This is a genomic window from Streptomyces sp. 8N616, assembly GCF_052246385.1.
Classification (GTDB): Bacteria; Actinomycetota; Actinomycetes; order Streptomycetales; family Streptomycetaceae; genus Streptomyces.
The window spans coordinates 171,236-184,400 of sequence record NZ_JBQQBY010000003.1; the positions used below are offsets into that span (position 1 = coordinate 171,236).

Here is a 13,165-nt window from a genome sequence, read left to right on the forward strand (position 1 = left end):
CCTCGTGTTCCCCGGAAGCTACACGCTCGATCGACATCGCGCGCCCCTTACCGGGAAGAAGCCTCACGGAAGGCAGAAATCCCCGCCATTCGGGGCCAGTTCCGGCGTGAGACCCGGCACGCGGGTGCGTGCCGGGCCTCACGAGCCGGGTCTCGAGGTGCTATTCGGCGCCGAAGACGACCGCCAGGTACTCCTCCTCACCGGCGATCGGCTCGCGGTCCGTGACGTAGTGCTGCCCCATGTAGAGGCGACTGTTCTCGAAGACGACGTCCGTGTTGAACTCAGGCCGGAAGTTGCTCTCCGTACGGGCCGAGGAGTCGTCGTTCCTCAGCAGCACCGACTGCTTGAGGGTCTTGGGATCGATACTGACGATCTCGCCGCCCTTGTCGTACGTCGGGTACTTGTACGCGATGATGTCGCCGCCCTCCAGCCGTAGCGGCACCATCGTGCGCTTCTCCCCCGCGTCGGCCTTGCCCTTGGACTTGCCGCCGTCGAGGCCGAACGCCATGATCTCGTTCGTCCGCGCGTACTCCGCCTTGCTCTGGTGCTCCTTGGTGGGCAGGTAGAGGGTGTCCTGGGTGACCGCGAGCAGCTTGCAGCCCTCGACCTCGGTCGAGCCGCACTCCGGCGTGTACTGGCCCTGCTGCGTCGCGATCCTGCCGCGCAGCCGGCCCGACTTACCGCTGTCGTCGACCGCCAGGAAGTCCGAGACGCCGCTGCCGGTGTCGTCGCTGGCGTCGATGGCGACGACGAGCGGGTCGGTGGAGGCGACGTGTGCGTACTCGACGCCGCTGGGCACCTTGAAGACCGACTTCGGGGCGCCGGTGGCCGGGTTCAGCGTCTGGACTTCGAGCGACGGCTTGTCATAGGCGCCGCAGCGCCGCACGGCCACCAGTTTCGTGCCGCCCGCGTAACCGTCGTCCTGGCACTCGTCGTTGGCCTGCGGCTTCCACAGTTCCTTGCCGCCGACGAGCTTCCAGGCCGCGCCGCCGCTCGTGCCGCCCGCGGCCACGGTGCCGCCGCCGAGGGTCACCTCGTCGAAGCGGACCTTCTCGTCCCCGTCGGTGACGTTCTTCTGCCAGAGCTTCTTGCCCGTGTTGATGTCGATCACCGCGACCTCGGTGCAGCCCTGGTGCTGCTTCTCCGCGGTGGCCTTGGCGCCCTGGAAGAGCACCGCGGTCTTGCCGTCCTCGGTGACGTGGCGGGAGGACCAGCAGATCGAACCGTCCAGCGGGAGCGTCCACTTCTGCTGCTTGCCGGTCACGTCATAGCCGACGATCTTGTCGACGCCGGCCTTGGCGAAGACGGTGTCGGTCACCCACAGGCCTTCGGCCGTCACCTGCTCGGTGACCTTGGGCCGCGGGATCTTCGCGATCAGCCGCCCGTCGACGGTCTCGGTCCTGCCGCCCGTGCCGCCGCCGTTGTCACCGCCCTCGCTGCTGCCGCCCGAGGAGTTCCCGGCCTCGTCCCTCTTGTCGTCGTCACCGCTCGTGGCGAACCAGATGCCACCGCCGACGATCAGCAGCACGGCGACGACCGCGCTGATGATGACCAGCATGCGCCGACGGGACTGGCCGCTTCCGGGCGGCGGCGTGGCGCCGGGGTACTGGGCGGGCGGCGGGTACATGCCGTACTGCTGCTGGCCGTACTGCGGCTGGCCGTACCCCTGCTGGCCGTACTGCGGCTGACCGAACTGCGGCTGCTGAGGCGGCTGCTGGCCCGGGTAGCCGTACGAGGGCTGCGAGGTCTGCGGCGGAGGCGGCGTCTGGGGCGGCCCCTGCGGCGGAGGCGGAGTCTGCGGCGGCTGGCCCGGAGGCGGAGGGGTTTGCGGTGGGGTCTGCGGAGAGCCGTACGAGGGCTGGCCCGGCGGCTGCTGCGGATACCCGTACGACGGGTCCTGCGGCGCGCCGAAGCCGCCCTGCGGAGGCTGATTCGGCGGCTGGGGCGGCTGTGACATCAGCTTTCCTCTTCACGCGGGTCCATGTCCCGACCGGCCTCCCCCGCGCTCCCGGCGGCATCGAATCCCGCCGGGATGGAGCGAATCGGGCATGCGATCCCGCCAGTCAACAACAGTCGAGCGGGAGTTCTTTGTATCACTCGACACTGTCGAACGAGGGGCCGGTCTCAGACCTCTCGGGCAGCTGAGACCGGCCCGTGACGCCTCCGTTGCACAGCCATATGCGTGGCCGCGCGCGACCGGCGGTGGCCGGGCGAGGAGGCCAAGCAGGTCCGCGCCCGGACCGCAGGGTCAGACCTCCTCAGCCGTCAGGCCTTCTCAACCGTCAGACGTCCTCGGCCAGTTCCAGCCAGCGCATCTCCAGCTCGTCCCGCTCCGCCGCCAGCTCCCGCAGCTCCGCGTCCAGCTTCGCCACCCGCTCGAAGTCCGTGGCGTCCTCCGCGATCTGCCCGTGCAGCGTCGACTCCTGGTCGCCGATGCGGTCCAGACGGCGCTCGATGCGCTGGAGCTCCTTCTGCGCGGCGCGCGAATCGGCCGCGGGCTTCCGCGCCTTCTCGGGGGCGGCCGCCGCGAGCACCTTGGCCGCGGCCGCCTCCTCCATGCGGTGACGGCGCTCCAGGTACTCGTCCACGCCGCGCGGCAGCATCCGCAAGGTCGCATCGCCGAGCAGCGCGAACACCCGGTCCGTCGTCCGCTCGATGAAGTAACGGTCGTGGCTGATGACGACCAGCGAGCCCGGCCAGCCGTCGAGGAGGTCCTCCAGCTGCGTGAGGGTCTCGATGTCGAGGTCGTTCGTCGGCTCGTCGAGGAAGAGGACGTTCGGCTCGTCCATCAGCAGGCGCAGGATCTGCAGCCGCCGACGCTCTCCACCGGAGAGGTCGCCCACCGGCGTCCACTGCTTCTCCTTCGTGAAGCCGAACTTCTCGCACAGCTGCGAGGCCGTCATCTCCCGTCCCTTGCCGAGATCGACCCGCTGCCGCACCTGCTCCACGGCCTCCAGCACACGCTGGCCCGCGTCCAGTTCGGCGACTTCCTGCGAGAGATACGCGAGCTTGACGGTCCTGCCGACGACGACCCGGCCGCCCACCGGCTGCGCCTCGCCGTCCGTACGGGCCGCCTCCGTCATCACTCTCAGGAGAGAGGTCTTGCCCGCGCCGTTCACGCCGACCAGGCCGATGCGGTCGCCGGGCCCCAGCTGCCAGGTCAGGTGCTTCAGCAGCACCTTGGGCCCGGCCTGGACCGTCACGTCCTCCAGGTCGAAGACCGTCTTGCCGAGCCGGGAGTTCGCGAACCGCATCAGCTCCGCGCTGTCGCGGGGCGGCGGCACGTCCGCGATGAGCTCGTTGGCCGCCTCGATACGGAACCGCGGCTTGCTCGTACGGGCCGGGGCGCCGCGCCGCAGCCAGGCGAGCTCCTTGCGCACCAGGTTCTGCCGCTTGGCCTCCTCGGACGCGGCGATGCGCTCCCGCTCGGCGCGCGCGAACACGTAGTCGGAGTAGCCGCCCTCGTACTCGTGGACCGCGCCGCGCTGCACGTCCCACATGCGCGTACACACCTGGTCGAGGAACCAGCGGTCGTGGGTGACGACCACCAGCGCCGACCGCCGCGCCCGCAGGTGCCCGGCCAGCCAGGCGATGCCCTCCACGTCGAGGTGGTTCGTGGGCTCGTCGAGGACGATCAGGTCCTGCTCGGCGATCAGCAGCTTGGCCAGCGCGATACGGCGGCGCTCGCCGCCGGACAGCGGGCCGATGACCGTGTCGAGGCCCTCGCCGAAACCGGGCAGGTCCAGGCCGCCGAAGAGGCCGGTGAGAATGTCGCGGATCCGGGCGTCGCCCGCCCACTCATGGTCGGCGAGGTCACCGACGACCTCGTGGCGGACAGTGGCGGTCGGGTCGAGCGAGTCGTGCTGGGTCAGCACGCCGAGCCGCAGACCGCCGGAGTGGGTGACCCGGCCTGCGTCGGTGGGCTCCAGCTTGGCCAGGATGCGGATGAGGGTCGTCTTGCCGTCGCCGTTCCGGCCGACGACGCCGATCCGGTCGCCCTCGCTGACGCCGAGGGAGACGCCGTCGAGCAGCGTACGCAGCGCGTACGCCTTGCTGACGGCTTCCAGATTGACCAGGTTGGACGCCATTCCACTCCTTGCTGCGAGCCCGCAGGACCCGCATCGCCACACGTTCGGGGACCACTCCAGGATCCCATGTCGCGCCAGAGCCCCCGATCACTACCGGGGGCTCATAACACAGCACGGACTGCGACTGGGAGGTCAGACGATCGACGGCCTGCACACTTCCGCTGTTCCTTCCTTCACGTCGGATACAAAATCCGACCAAGCCGCAGGGCTGAAGGCAAGCACGGGACCGTGCGGGTCTTTGGAGTCACGGACAGCGATCATGTCGGCGACACTGCAGGCCACCTCCACGCACTCACCTTGCGAGCCGCTGTAGCTGCTCTTGCGGAACTCGAAAGCTATGCGGTTACTCACCGGTTCTCCTTGATCAAGCCCTGAATCAGGGCGCGGGAGTCCTCCGCGGACAGCGCTGACCTCCGCACGTTATCGAACAACCCGCGATGACGATTGGCGTCCTCCTCACGCTCCAGCCACAGCCTGGATCCGGGAGTCTCGAGGTAGATCACATCAACCGCCGCGGGCTCCTCGAAACCCACGATGACGAACGGCCCGCTCATCGAAGCGTGCGCCCCTGCCGAGAACGGCAAGACCTGAAGCTTGACGTTGGGCATCCCAGAGACGTCCAGAAGCCGTTCGAGTTGGCCCTTCATGGCTTCCGCTCCACCGACCTGTTGTCGCAGCACCGCCTCGGACAGCACAGCCCACAACTCCAGTGGGTCGTCGTCGGTCAAGCGCGCCTGCCGAGCAATCCTCACGTGCACGAACTGATCGACCTCGTCCGGGTCCTGCCATACGTCATCGGCTACCGCCACAGCTCGCGCGTACTGCGGCGTCTGCAGCAGCCCGGGAACCAACTGATTCTGATACGTACGGATCGTCGAGGCGCCATCTTCGAGCTGGATGTACTCGACCAGATCGCCAAGCTCCGTGTACTCCTGCCACCACCCGGATGCTCGACGGCGATCCCTGTCCGCTTTCGCCAGGGCGAGCAGACGGGCGCGAACTGGGCTCTCCCGCTCCACTGCGTAGAGGTCACACAGGGCGTGGAGATCAGGATCCCGAACCGGGGAGACCCCTCGCTCGATCTTGACGATTTTGGTCTGTGTGGCCGTCAACGCGTCAGCGGCCTGGGGCTGAGTCAGCCCGCTGGCATCGCGCAGCTTGAGCAACTCGCCGCCCAACTTCCTGCCGAGCACTGTGGACGTGCGGCCTGCTGCAGCCTGACGACTCGCCACCCCTGACCTCCTCCAACGATGGCCACAGTCTGTAGCGGTGCCCATCAGGGTGCAACAGAGGTCCGAGGCACGAAACCCTTGGGAATTAATTCTCCAGAACTAGTTGCGCCACGAGACCCGCCACTGCAACGCTGAGTGCATGTCCGAACACGCCGTGCTGGTTCGGGTGAGTTCAACTGCGCCCTCAAGGAGGCGGCCCATGCCACCGTCCCCCGCCGAACCAACGGACATCAGCCCTCAACTCGAAATGACATGGCGCTTCCCCAGGCACCGCCGAAGCGTCGGCCGCTCCCGCGCTGAGCTTCGCGGTCAACTCTGCAGCTGGGGCATCATCGATGACGTGGTCGAAACAGCAGAGCTGCTCGTCTCCGAGTTACTCACCAACGCTGTTCAGCATGCCCGCGTTCCGAAAGGTCGCGAAGTCGCCATACATCTCACGTTTGATGGATCCGTGCTCCGCATCGAGGTGTCCGACACCAGCGACGAACTGCCCAAGCCACGCAGGGCAGAAGAAAACGACGAGAGCGGCACAGGGCTGGCACTGGTCGCCACATTCGCCGATGACTGGGGCGTCTGCCCGCGCGATGTCATCGGGAAGACCATGTGGGCCGCACTCAAGTTGCCGGGGGAGGCGGAAGCATGAACGGCAGAGCGCCCCGCGTACGTAAATCGCTCCCTCAAGGCTCCGTGATGCGCACCCAGATCGTGCCTGTGCGGTTGAACCGTGCCGATCACGCACGGGCGCACGCCGCATGCCATGCCGCCGCTCTGCTGTGGAATTCGACCGTGGGCTGGCTCCATGACCAGTGGCGCCAAGGGCGTGCGCCCCGTCGGGAGGACGTACGCCGTTATGTCACTTCACTGCCTGCCGAGCAACGCCCACTCCACGCACACACCGCCCAGGCCGTGGCATACGACGTGGACGATGCCGTGCGCACGGCCCGTAGCAACCGCAAGCACGATGCGCGAATGCGCATGCCGTGGCGCGAGAAGAACTACCGCCCACTGTCGTTCTCTGCCGACTACGGCTGGCGAGTCACTCCCGGTGGGCAGGTTGCGCTCTCACTTGGCCGCACGAGAGGCCGACTCCTCGTCCCTCTTCCCCGGTTCACCGACGCACACGGCGCCGTCGTTGAGCCTGGACGCTGGGGTGAAATCCGGCTGTGCTGGATCGGCAGGCGCTGGGAACTGCACATCTCCTACCAGGTCGGCCACCATCCAGTGCCGGATCCTGATGGTGCAGACAGCGTCGTCACGGTGGCCATGGACGAGGGAATCATCAATCCTCTGACGCTCTCGGCGCCCATGCCTGACGGCACTTACGAAGTGCTGGTGATCAACGGGCGCAATGGGCGGAGTATCAAGCGGGATCGAAACAAGCGCAACGGGCGGTTACAGACCAAGATTGCCCGGTGCAAGAACGGGTCGCGGCGCCATCGCAAGCTCCTCGCCGCAAAGCAGAAGATGCAAGCCAAGACCGACCGCAAACTACGCGACTTCGACCATCAAGTCACAGCGAAGGCAGCGGGTTTCATCAACAGAGTCCACAACGCACACCAGGAGGCGAAGCCCGGCCGTAGGGTCGGCCTGCGGCTGGTCGTAGGAGACGTGCGTGGCATTGAGCAGCACACCGAAAAGCGGCGCCGAGCCTCACGCTCCACTCGCCAGCAGCTCTCCCAATGGGGCAGAGGACGCCAGGAGCGCTACCTCGCCTACAAGACCGGCCTGACCATTGAGCACGTGGATGAGGCATACTCGACTCAGACGTGCCCCAAGTGCCTTATCCGAAGCAAATGCAGCGGGCGTACCTTCGTCTGCAAGAACCCCGATTGCGCGTTCCGGTGCCACAGGGACGCGGTGGGCAGCGTGAATATCAACACGCTTGCCGTCAACGACGGGACTTTTGTTCCGGCTGACTCCACCTTCATGGTGCGAGTCACGTATCGCCGAGCCCAGCCCGGATGGGCGCCCGCCCAACGGGAACGCCACTCGTGGCACCTCGTGCACAGCACTGGAGCCAACGGTCGCGGGAAGCACGGCGTAGCGCCCAGGAACCGGGCCCTCCCCGCACCGTAGTGCCGTAGGGGCGTTGCTGCGGCTCGCGCGATCTCGTATCTCGCGCGGGCAGGCCGAACCGGAAGACTTCACCACCACCACCAGGTGCTGGCAGGGACATACCCACGACCTCGACCGGAACGACCACCGCAGAAACCTCGGCTCAGAGCCGAGGAGGTTCATGGCCATTTCACTCCTGCCAAAGGCCCAGGCCCCGAGACTTCAAGTCGGGTGTCGCAACCGGACCTTGGAGGCCGTCGCCCCGTCCGCACGTCCGCACTCCGGTCCATCACTCGAACCAGCTCCTCCACTTGCTGACTGAACGGAGTCCCACCGTCATGCCGGACACCAATTCGGCCGACCTCAGTCCTCGCGACGTACTGGCTCGCTACCACCGCGCAATGCTCGACAAGTCCGCGGACAATCTGGCCGATCTGTACGCGGCCAACGCCGTGCACGAATTCCCGTTTCTCTTCCCTGGCATGCCCGATCGCTACCAGGGGCGCGAAGAAGTCCGTGCAGGCTATCGGGCGGCTTGAGGCGCGAGCCCGGCGCAGCCTCAACAGATCCACGATGTCATCGTCCACGAGAGCACCGATCCCGAAGTGGTCACCGTCGAGCAGACCGTCGCCGGGACCCTGACCACGACCGGCCAGTCGTTCAGCTTCCCCGGACTCCTGGTGCTCCGAGTCCGGAATGGCCTGATCGTGCATGTCCGCGACTACATGGACGGCCTCCGTGTTGCCCACACGATGGGCCGACTGACCGCAGTCGTCGCCGGCCTCAGTGCGTGACAGATGGGATCGCCGAAGCCTTGATCCCGCTCCGAGGCACTGAACACCACGCCGTCTCTTCAGACCTACGCGTCCGGAGCTTCAGAGGCGGCGGCCGGCCGTTTCGACGAGCAGCCAGCCGAGCACGGCCATGGCGACCGCGGCCGGAGCCGTGACGTCTACGGCGATCAGCAGCGCCGTACGCCCCTCCAGCAGGCCGCCGAAGCCGACCATCGACAGCCCGAGCACCCCGAACAGGCAGAGCGTGACGCCGACCGCCGCGGCCGGGCCTGAGGCGCGACGGGAGGTGCCCCCGGTCCCGGCGGCGGCGGGGCGCTCGAAGCGGCGGAACGCGGCGACCAGCAGCGCGGTGAGGACGGCCGCGGCGGCGATACGGACCGGGGCCTGCGCCCACCAGGCGGGTGTCGCGGCCGCCGGAAGAGTCACGTCGAGCGCTAGCAGCGTCCCGTACACGCCGAGCATCGCAGTGAGGTGCCAGAGGAACGCGGTCATCGCCACGCCGTTCGCGGCGACCACCCCGTGCCACACGCGTGGCCGCGCGAGAAGACGTGCGGCGGGGGCGCGCAGCAGCTCCACCGCGCCGGTCAGCCACAGGCCGTGGCAGAGCAGGGCGAGGGTGGGCGGCGCCATGTTGCTGACCTTCTCGCTTGGCATGCCGACCATGCTGAGCGGATACGGGCCGACGGCCACGAGCGCGGCCGCGCCCGCGAGACCGGTGAGCGCGAGGACGGCCGGGGCCCGCAGCGCGGCCGCGGACAGGCGCCCGTCGGCGCGGAGGAAGCCGAGCTGGTGGACGGCGAGCCAGACGAACGCGAAGTTGAGGAACTCGACGTACGGCACGCCGAGCCAGAACCGCAGCGCGTCCACTGCCGCGGCAGCCGCGACGAGCGCGCAGAACGCGCCCCAGCCGTACCGCTCGTGCAGGCGCAGCAGGGGCGGCGTGAACGCCACCATGGCGAGGTAGATCCCGATGAACCACAGCGGCTGCGCGACGAGCCGTGCGGCGACGTCGGTCAGCGGGCCGTCCCCGCCCGCGAGTTGTACGACGAGGGCGCCTGCCGCCCAGACGGCGATGAAGACCATGGTGGGGCGCAGGAGCCGCTGGAGGCGGGCGCGGAGGAAAGCGGAGTAGACGCCTCCGGTGGGGTGCCTGCGGTGCAGGGAGCGGTAGGACAGGGCGTGCGAGAAGCCGCCTACGAAGAAGAAGACCGGCATGACCTGGAGCAGCCAGGTGAGCGGCTGGAGCCGCGGTTCGACCGCGAGCAGATTGCCGACAGCGGCGCGGCCGTCGGCGTCGGTGGTGACGGCGGCCATGAGCCAGTGGCCGAGCACGACGGTGCCGAGGGAGGCGACGCGCAGGAGGTCGATGTAGCGGTCGCGGGTGGCGGGGGCCGCCGCGGCGAGTTCGCTGACGCTGGTCTTCATACGGCCCAAGCTGCCGCGGGTGGGGGGCGCCGGGTCACGGCGCCCGTACTCAATTCCCTGCGGGATGCCTTGAGTACGCGTACCTAGCCGCAGACGCACCGGTCCGGCGACCCGACCAGGCCAGGCCAAGGCCCACCGGCCCCGCACCCGTCGCCTGCCGACCGGACACCCACCGGCCCTGCCCCACACCCCGGCGCCGCGGCCGGAGCCCGCAACCACGATCTCGCCCGCCCGGGCGCGTGGTGTCCGTGTCTGGCGCGGTTAGAGAAGTGTCGCGCCTGGGGCCGGGCTTGGGGCGGCGACCGCTTTGCGGCAGGTGCCCGAGGCGAGCAGGGCCTCGGCCAGGGCCGCAGCCCCCCGCGCGTCCTGCGCGAGGAAGGCACAGGTCGGCCCCGAGCCCGAGACGATCGAGGCGAGAGCCCCCGCCTTCGCGCCCGCCGCCAGCGTGTCCGCGAGTGACGGCCGCAGTGAAACCGCCGCCGCCTGAAGGTCGTTGCTGGAGCCCCCAGCCATCAGCGCCGACGCCAGTCCGACGACGTCCCCCTCGCCGAGCGCGTCCAGTAGCGCAGGCGACGGCTCCGGGTCCGGGACACGGTCGGCCGTCGCGCCCGTACCCGACTCGGCGCGCAGCCGGTCGCACTCCCGGTACACCGCCGGTGTCGAGAGACCGCCGTCCGCGACCGCGAAGACCCAGTGGAAGGTCCCGCCGACGTCGAGAGGGGTCAGGCGCTCGCCCCGCCCCCGCCCCAGCGCCGCCCCGCCGACCAGGCTGAAGGGGACATCGCTGCCCAACTCGGCGCAGATCTCCAGGAGTTCCGCCCTCCCGGCACCCGTTCCCCACAGCGCGTCGCACGCCACCAGCGCCCCCGCCGCGTCCGCGCTGCCACCCGCCATGCCCCCGGCGACGGGGACGTCCTTGGCGATGTGGATGTGCACGTCCGGCGACCCGATCCCGTACCGCGCGGCCAGCAGCTCCGCGGCGCGCGCCGCGAGGTTCGTACGGTCGGCCGGCACCTGGTCCGCGTCCGAGCCCGACACCGTAATGCGCAGCTTGTCGGCCGGGCTCACCCGCACCTCGTCGTAGAGTCCGACGGCAAGGAAGACATTCGCCAGGTCATGGAAGCCGTCCGGGCGCAGGCCGCCCACCGCAAGCTGGACGTTGACCTTGGCCGCGACTCGTACCGATACCGAGCTCACAGCGACGTCCCCTTCTTCTCCGCGATACGGGCGAACTCCTCCACGGTCAGCGACTCCCCGCGGGCCTGCGGCGAGACGCCCGCCGCCACCAGTGCCGCCTCGGCCTCCGCCGCCGAGCCCGCCCATCCGGCGAGCGCCGCCCGCAGTGTCTTGCGCCGCTGCGCGAACGCCGCGTCGACGACCGCGAAGACCTCGTCCTTGGTGGCGCCGGTCTTCAGCGGCTCGGCGCGCCGTACGAGCGAGACGAGGCCGGAGTCGACGTTGGGCGCGGGCCAGAAGACGTTGCGCCCGATGGCCCCGGCCCGCTTCACGTGCGCGTACCACGCCGCTTTGACGGAGGGCACGCCGTAAACCTTCGAACCGGGTGGCGCCGCGAGCCGGTCGGCGACCTCCGACTGCACCATCACCAGCGTCCGCTCGATCGTCGGGAAGACGGCGAGCATGTGCAGCAGCACGGGCACGGCGACGTTGTACGGCAGGTTGGCGACGAGCGCGGTCGGCGCCGGCCCCGGCAGTTCGGTGATGTGCAGTGCGTCGGAGTGCACCAGCGCGAAGCGGTCCGCGCGCTCGGGCAGCCGTGCCGCGACGGTGGCCGGGAGCGCGGTGGCCAGCACGTCGTCGATCTCGACGGCCGTCACCCGGTCCGCGGCCTCCAGCAGCGCGAGGGTCAGCGAGCCGAGCCCCGGGCCGACCTCGACGACCACGTCGTCGGAGCGCACATCCGCGGTCCGCACGATCCGCCGGACCGTGTTGGCGTCGATGACGAAGTTCTGGCCGCGCTGTTTGGTCGGGCGTACGCCGAGGGCCGCGGCGAGTTCGCGGATGTCACTGGGGCCCAGGAGGGGACCGTGCTCGGGGCCTTGCTCGGTGCCCTGCTCAGGGCCTCGCTCGGGACCGTGCTCGTCGTAGGTGGGGCTGGTGTTCACTGGTGAAGCTTACGGCCGCAGTGCGGCCACGGACTCGCCCCCCGCTGCACATAGAGCTTCTTGGCCCGGTAGGTCTGCTCGGCGGGCGGGGCGTCCTGCGGCCGGCCGCGCCCGCCGAGCTGCTGCCAGGTGCGGCTGTCGAACTGGTAGAGGCCCCCGTACGTCCCCGACGCGTCCACCGCGTTCGCCCGCCCGCCCGACTCGCAGCGCGCCATCGCCGTCCAGTTCAGCCCGTCCGCGCCCGCGACCGACCGCGGCGGCGGCTTGGTGCCGACGTGGACGACCTGGTCACGCGGCCGCCGCGCCACCTCGGACCGCAGCTTCCGCGGCTTCTGCCGGACCCCGTTGACCGTCTTCAGCGCGTACGTGACGCGCTCGGCACCCTGCTGCCCCTGCTGGACGACGACCTCGGTGCCCTGGAAGAGCGTGGGGTCGAGATGCCTGACCGTACGGAAGGGGATCGGCTCCTCGCGCACCTCCTTCGTACCCGTGATCCGCATGACCGAGATCGTCTGGCCGTCGCGCGGGAAGCTGTCCTGCGGCACGGAGGTGGTGTCCTGGCCGCGCAGCACGATGCCCGCCTGTGCGACGGCCTCCCGGACGGTGGAGGCGTTCGTACGGATCCTGCGCTCGCGCCCGTCGGCCATGAAGGTCACGGTCCGCTCGGTCCACACATCCAGGGCCAGGCCTTGGCGCGAGATCCCGGAGCCGCGCGAGGCGGAGAGGTCCGCGCCCTCTGCGCGCACCCCGAGCTGCCGGAGCGCGCCGTCGACCGTGCCCGCGGTGGTCCAGACGCGGCGGGGGGTGCCGTTGAGGGTGAGGGTGACGGGGCGGGCGTGGCGGACGACGATCTCGTCCGCCGTGGCGAGGGCCTCCTCGGGCGCGGGGGCCACCAGGTCGTGCGGTCCGACCTCCACGCCCTCGTCCTCCAGCAGCTCCTGGACGTCGTCGGCGAAGGTGTGGAGCGTGCGCGACGTGCCGTCGACGCTGAGTCTGACGGACTTGTCGTGGGCGACGAACGCCGAGGTGCCGCCCGCGAGGAAGGCCACGACGAGCGCCTGCGGGACGAGGCGGCGCAGCGCCTCGGGCCGCTCGGCGGCCTTGCGGCGCCGGGCGGCGCGGCGCGCGGCGGCCCGGCCGCCGGCGGCGGGGAGGGTGGGCGGTGGCGGGGGTGGTGGGGGCGGCACGAGTGGCGCGCCGACGGCGGGCGGGTACTGGCGGGGCACCCGGCCGGGCCACTCCCCCGCGCCGTATGGGACGGGGGCTCCGTACGGTCCGCGCCCCCCGTACTCGTAGGCCTCGTACGGGGTGTACGGCTCGTACGGGGGGTACGGCTCGTACGGGGGGTACGCCTCGTACGGTCGGGCGTGGCCCTTCGGGTTCTGGGCGCGGCTTCGGCGGGTGCTGCGCGCAGCGCGGTGGCTGCCCTGAGATCTGCTCACGACGCT

Annotated in this window: 12 protein-coding genes; 4 read left to right on the forward strand and 8 right to left on the reverse strand. The window is 69.9% G+C overall.

What is annotated here, in order from left to right; genetic code table 11:
- Positions 1-160: 160 nt before the first annotated feature.
- The 4 genes from ACTWQC_RS03910 to ACTWQC_RS03925 all read right to left on the reverse strand — a co-directional run bounded on the left by ACTWQC_RS03910 (position 161) and on the right by ACTWQC_RS03925 (position 5,320).
- Positions 161-1,957, reverse strand: a complete 1,797-nt coding sequence (locus ACTWQC_RS03910) for an outer membrane protein assembly factor BamB family protein (protein ID WP_443314081.1) — start codon at positions 1,955-1,957, stop codon at positions 161-163.
- 325 nt (positions 1,958-2,282) lie between these two features.
- Positions 2,283-4,088 (reverse strand): ABC-F family ATP-binding cassette domain-containing protein, encoded by a 1,806-nt coding sequence (locus ACTWQC_RS03915; RefSeq protein WP_443314082.1) that lies wholly within the window; start codon positions 4,086-4,088, stop codon positions 2,283-2,285.
- 132 nt (positions 4,089-4,220) lie between these two features.
- Positions 4,221-4,439, reverse strand: coding sequence for a DUF397 domain-containing protein (locus tag ACTWQC_RS03920; protein WP_443314083.1), 219 nt, complete (start codon positions 4,437-4,439; stop codon positions 4,221-4,223).
- On the reverse strand, positions 4,436-5,320 hold the full coding sequence (locus tag ACTWQC_RS03925) for a helix-turn-helix domain-containing protein (protein ID WP_443314084.1): 885 nt from the start codon (positions 5,318-5,320) through the stop codon (positions 4,436-4,438). Before ACTWQC_RS03925 ends, ACTWQC_RS03920 begins: the two co-directional genes overlap by 4 nt.
- A 247-nt stretch (positions 5,321-5,567) precedes the next feature.
- On the opposite strand from ACTWQC_RS03925, the gene ACTWQC_RS03930 reads away from it, so the two are divergent.
- From ACTWQC_RS03930 to ACTWQC_RS03945, 4 genes are all read left to right on the forward strand, one after another.
- The gene (locus ACTWQC_RS03930; protein ID WP_443314200.1) at positions 5,568-5,963 is read left to right on the forward strand and encodes an ATP-binding protein; all 396 of its coding nucleotides are present in this window, start codon (positions 5,568-5,570) and stop codon (positions 5,961-5,963) included.
- A gap of 47 nt (positions 5,964-6,010) precedes the next feature.
- On the forward strand, positions 6,011-7,396 hold the full coding sequence (locus ACTWQC_RS03935; protein ID WP_443314085.1) for an RNA-guided endonuclease InsQ/TnpB family protein: 1,386 nt from the start codon (positions 6,011-6,013) through the stop codon (positions 7,394-7,396).
- A gap of 317 nt (positions 7,397-7,713) precedes the next feature.
- Positions 7,714-7,914, forward strand: a complete 201-nt coding sequence (locus tag ACTWQC_RS03940) for a hypothetical protein (protein WP_443314086.1) — start codon at positions 7,714-7,716, stop codon at positions 7,912-7,914.
- 66 nt (positions 7,915-7,980) lie between these two features.
- Positions 7,981-8,169 carry a nuclear transport factor 2 family protein gene (locus ACTWQC_RS03945; RefSeq protein WP_443314087.1) on the forward strand — a complete coding sequence of 63 codons (189 nt, stop codon included), beginning with the start codon at positions 7,981-7,983 and terminating at the stop codon, positions 8,167-8,169.
- A gap of 81 nt (positions 8,170-8,250) precedes the next feature.
- Here the strand turns inward: ACTWQC_RS03945 and ACTWQC_RS03950 are convergent, their stop codons facing one another.
- The 4 genes from ACTWQC_RS03950 to ACTWQC_RS03965 form a co-directional block, all read right to left on the reverse strand.
- Positions 8,251-9,594: an acyltransferase family protein gene (locus ACTWQC_RS03950; RefSeq protein ID WP_443314088.1), complete on the reverse strand. Its 1,344-nt coding sequence runs from the start codon at positions 9,592-9,594 to the stop codon at positions 8,251-8,253.
- A gap of 261 nt (positions 9,595-9,855) precedes the next feature.
- Positions 9,856-10,791 carry a 4-(cytidine 5'-diphospho)-2-C-methyl-D-erythritol kinase gene (locus tag ACTWQC_RS03955; protein ID WP_443314089.1) on the reverse strand — a complete coding sequence of 312 codons (936 nt, stop codon included), beginning with the start codon at positions 10,789-10,791 and terminating at the stop codon, positions 9,856-9,858.
- Entirely contained in the window at positions 10,788-11,630 is an 843-nt protein-coding gene (gene rsmA / locus ACTWQC_RS03960; protein ID WP_443314201.1) for a 16S rRNA (adenine(1518)-N(6)/adenine(1519)-N(6))-dimethyltransferase RsmA, read from the reverse strand. The genes ACTWQC_RS03955 and rsmA overlap by 4 nt, the downstream gene beginning before the upstream one ends.
- Before the next feature lie 83 nt (positions 11,631-11,713).
- Positions 11,714-13,159 (reverse strand): ubiquitin-like domain-containing protein, encoded by a 1,446-nt coding sequence (locus tag ACTWQC_RS03965; protein ID WP_443314090.1) that lies wholly within the window; start codon positions 13,157-13,159, stop codon positions 11,714-11,716.
- Positions 13,160-13,165 lie beyond the last annotated feature (6 nt).

Coding starts and splice junctions, on each gene's coding strand:
- ACTWQC_RS03910 (WP_443314081.1), bottom strand. CDS start 1,957: ATGTCACAGCCGCCCCAGCCGCCGAATCAGCCTCCGCAGGGCGGCTTC.
- ACTWQC_RS03915 (WP_443314082.1), bottom strand. CDS start 4,088: ATGGCGTCCAACCTGGTCAATCTGGAAGCCGTCAGCAAGGCGTACGCG.
- ACTWQC_RS03930 (WP_443314200.1), top strand. CDS start 5,568: ATGACATGGCGCTTCCCCAGGCACCGCCGAAGCGTCGGCCGCTCCCGC.
- ACTWQC_RS03935 (WP_443314085.1), top strand. CDS start 6,011: ATGCGCACCCAGATCGTGCCTGTGCGGTTGAACCGTGCCGATCACGCA.
- ACTWQC_RS03940 (WP_443314086.1), top strand. CDS start 7,714: ATGCCGGACACCAATTCGGCCGACCTCAGTCCTCGCGACGTACTGGCT.
- ACTWQC_RS03950 (WP_443314088.1), bottom strand. CDS start 9,594: ATGAAGACCAGCGTCAGCGAACTCGCCGCGGCGGCCCCCGCCACCCGC.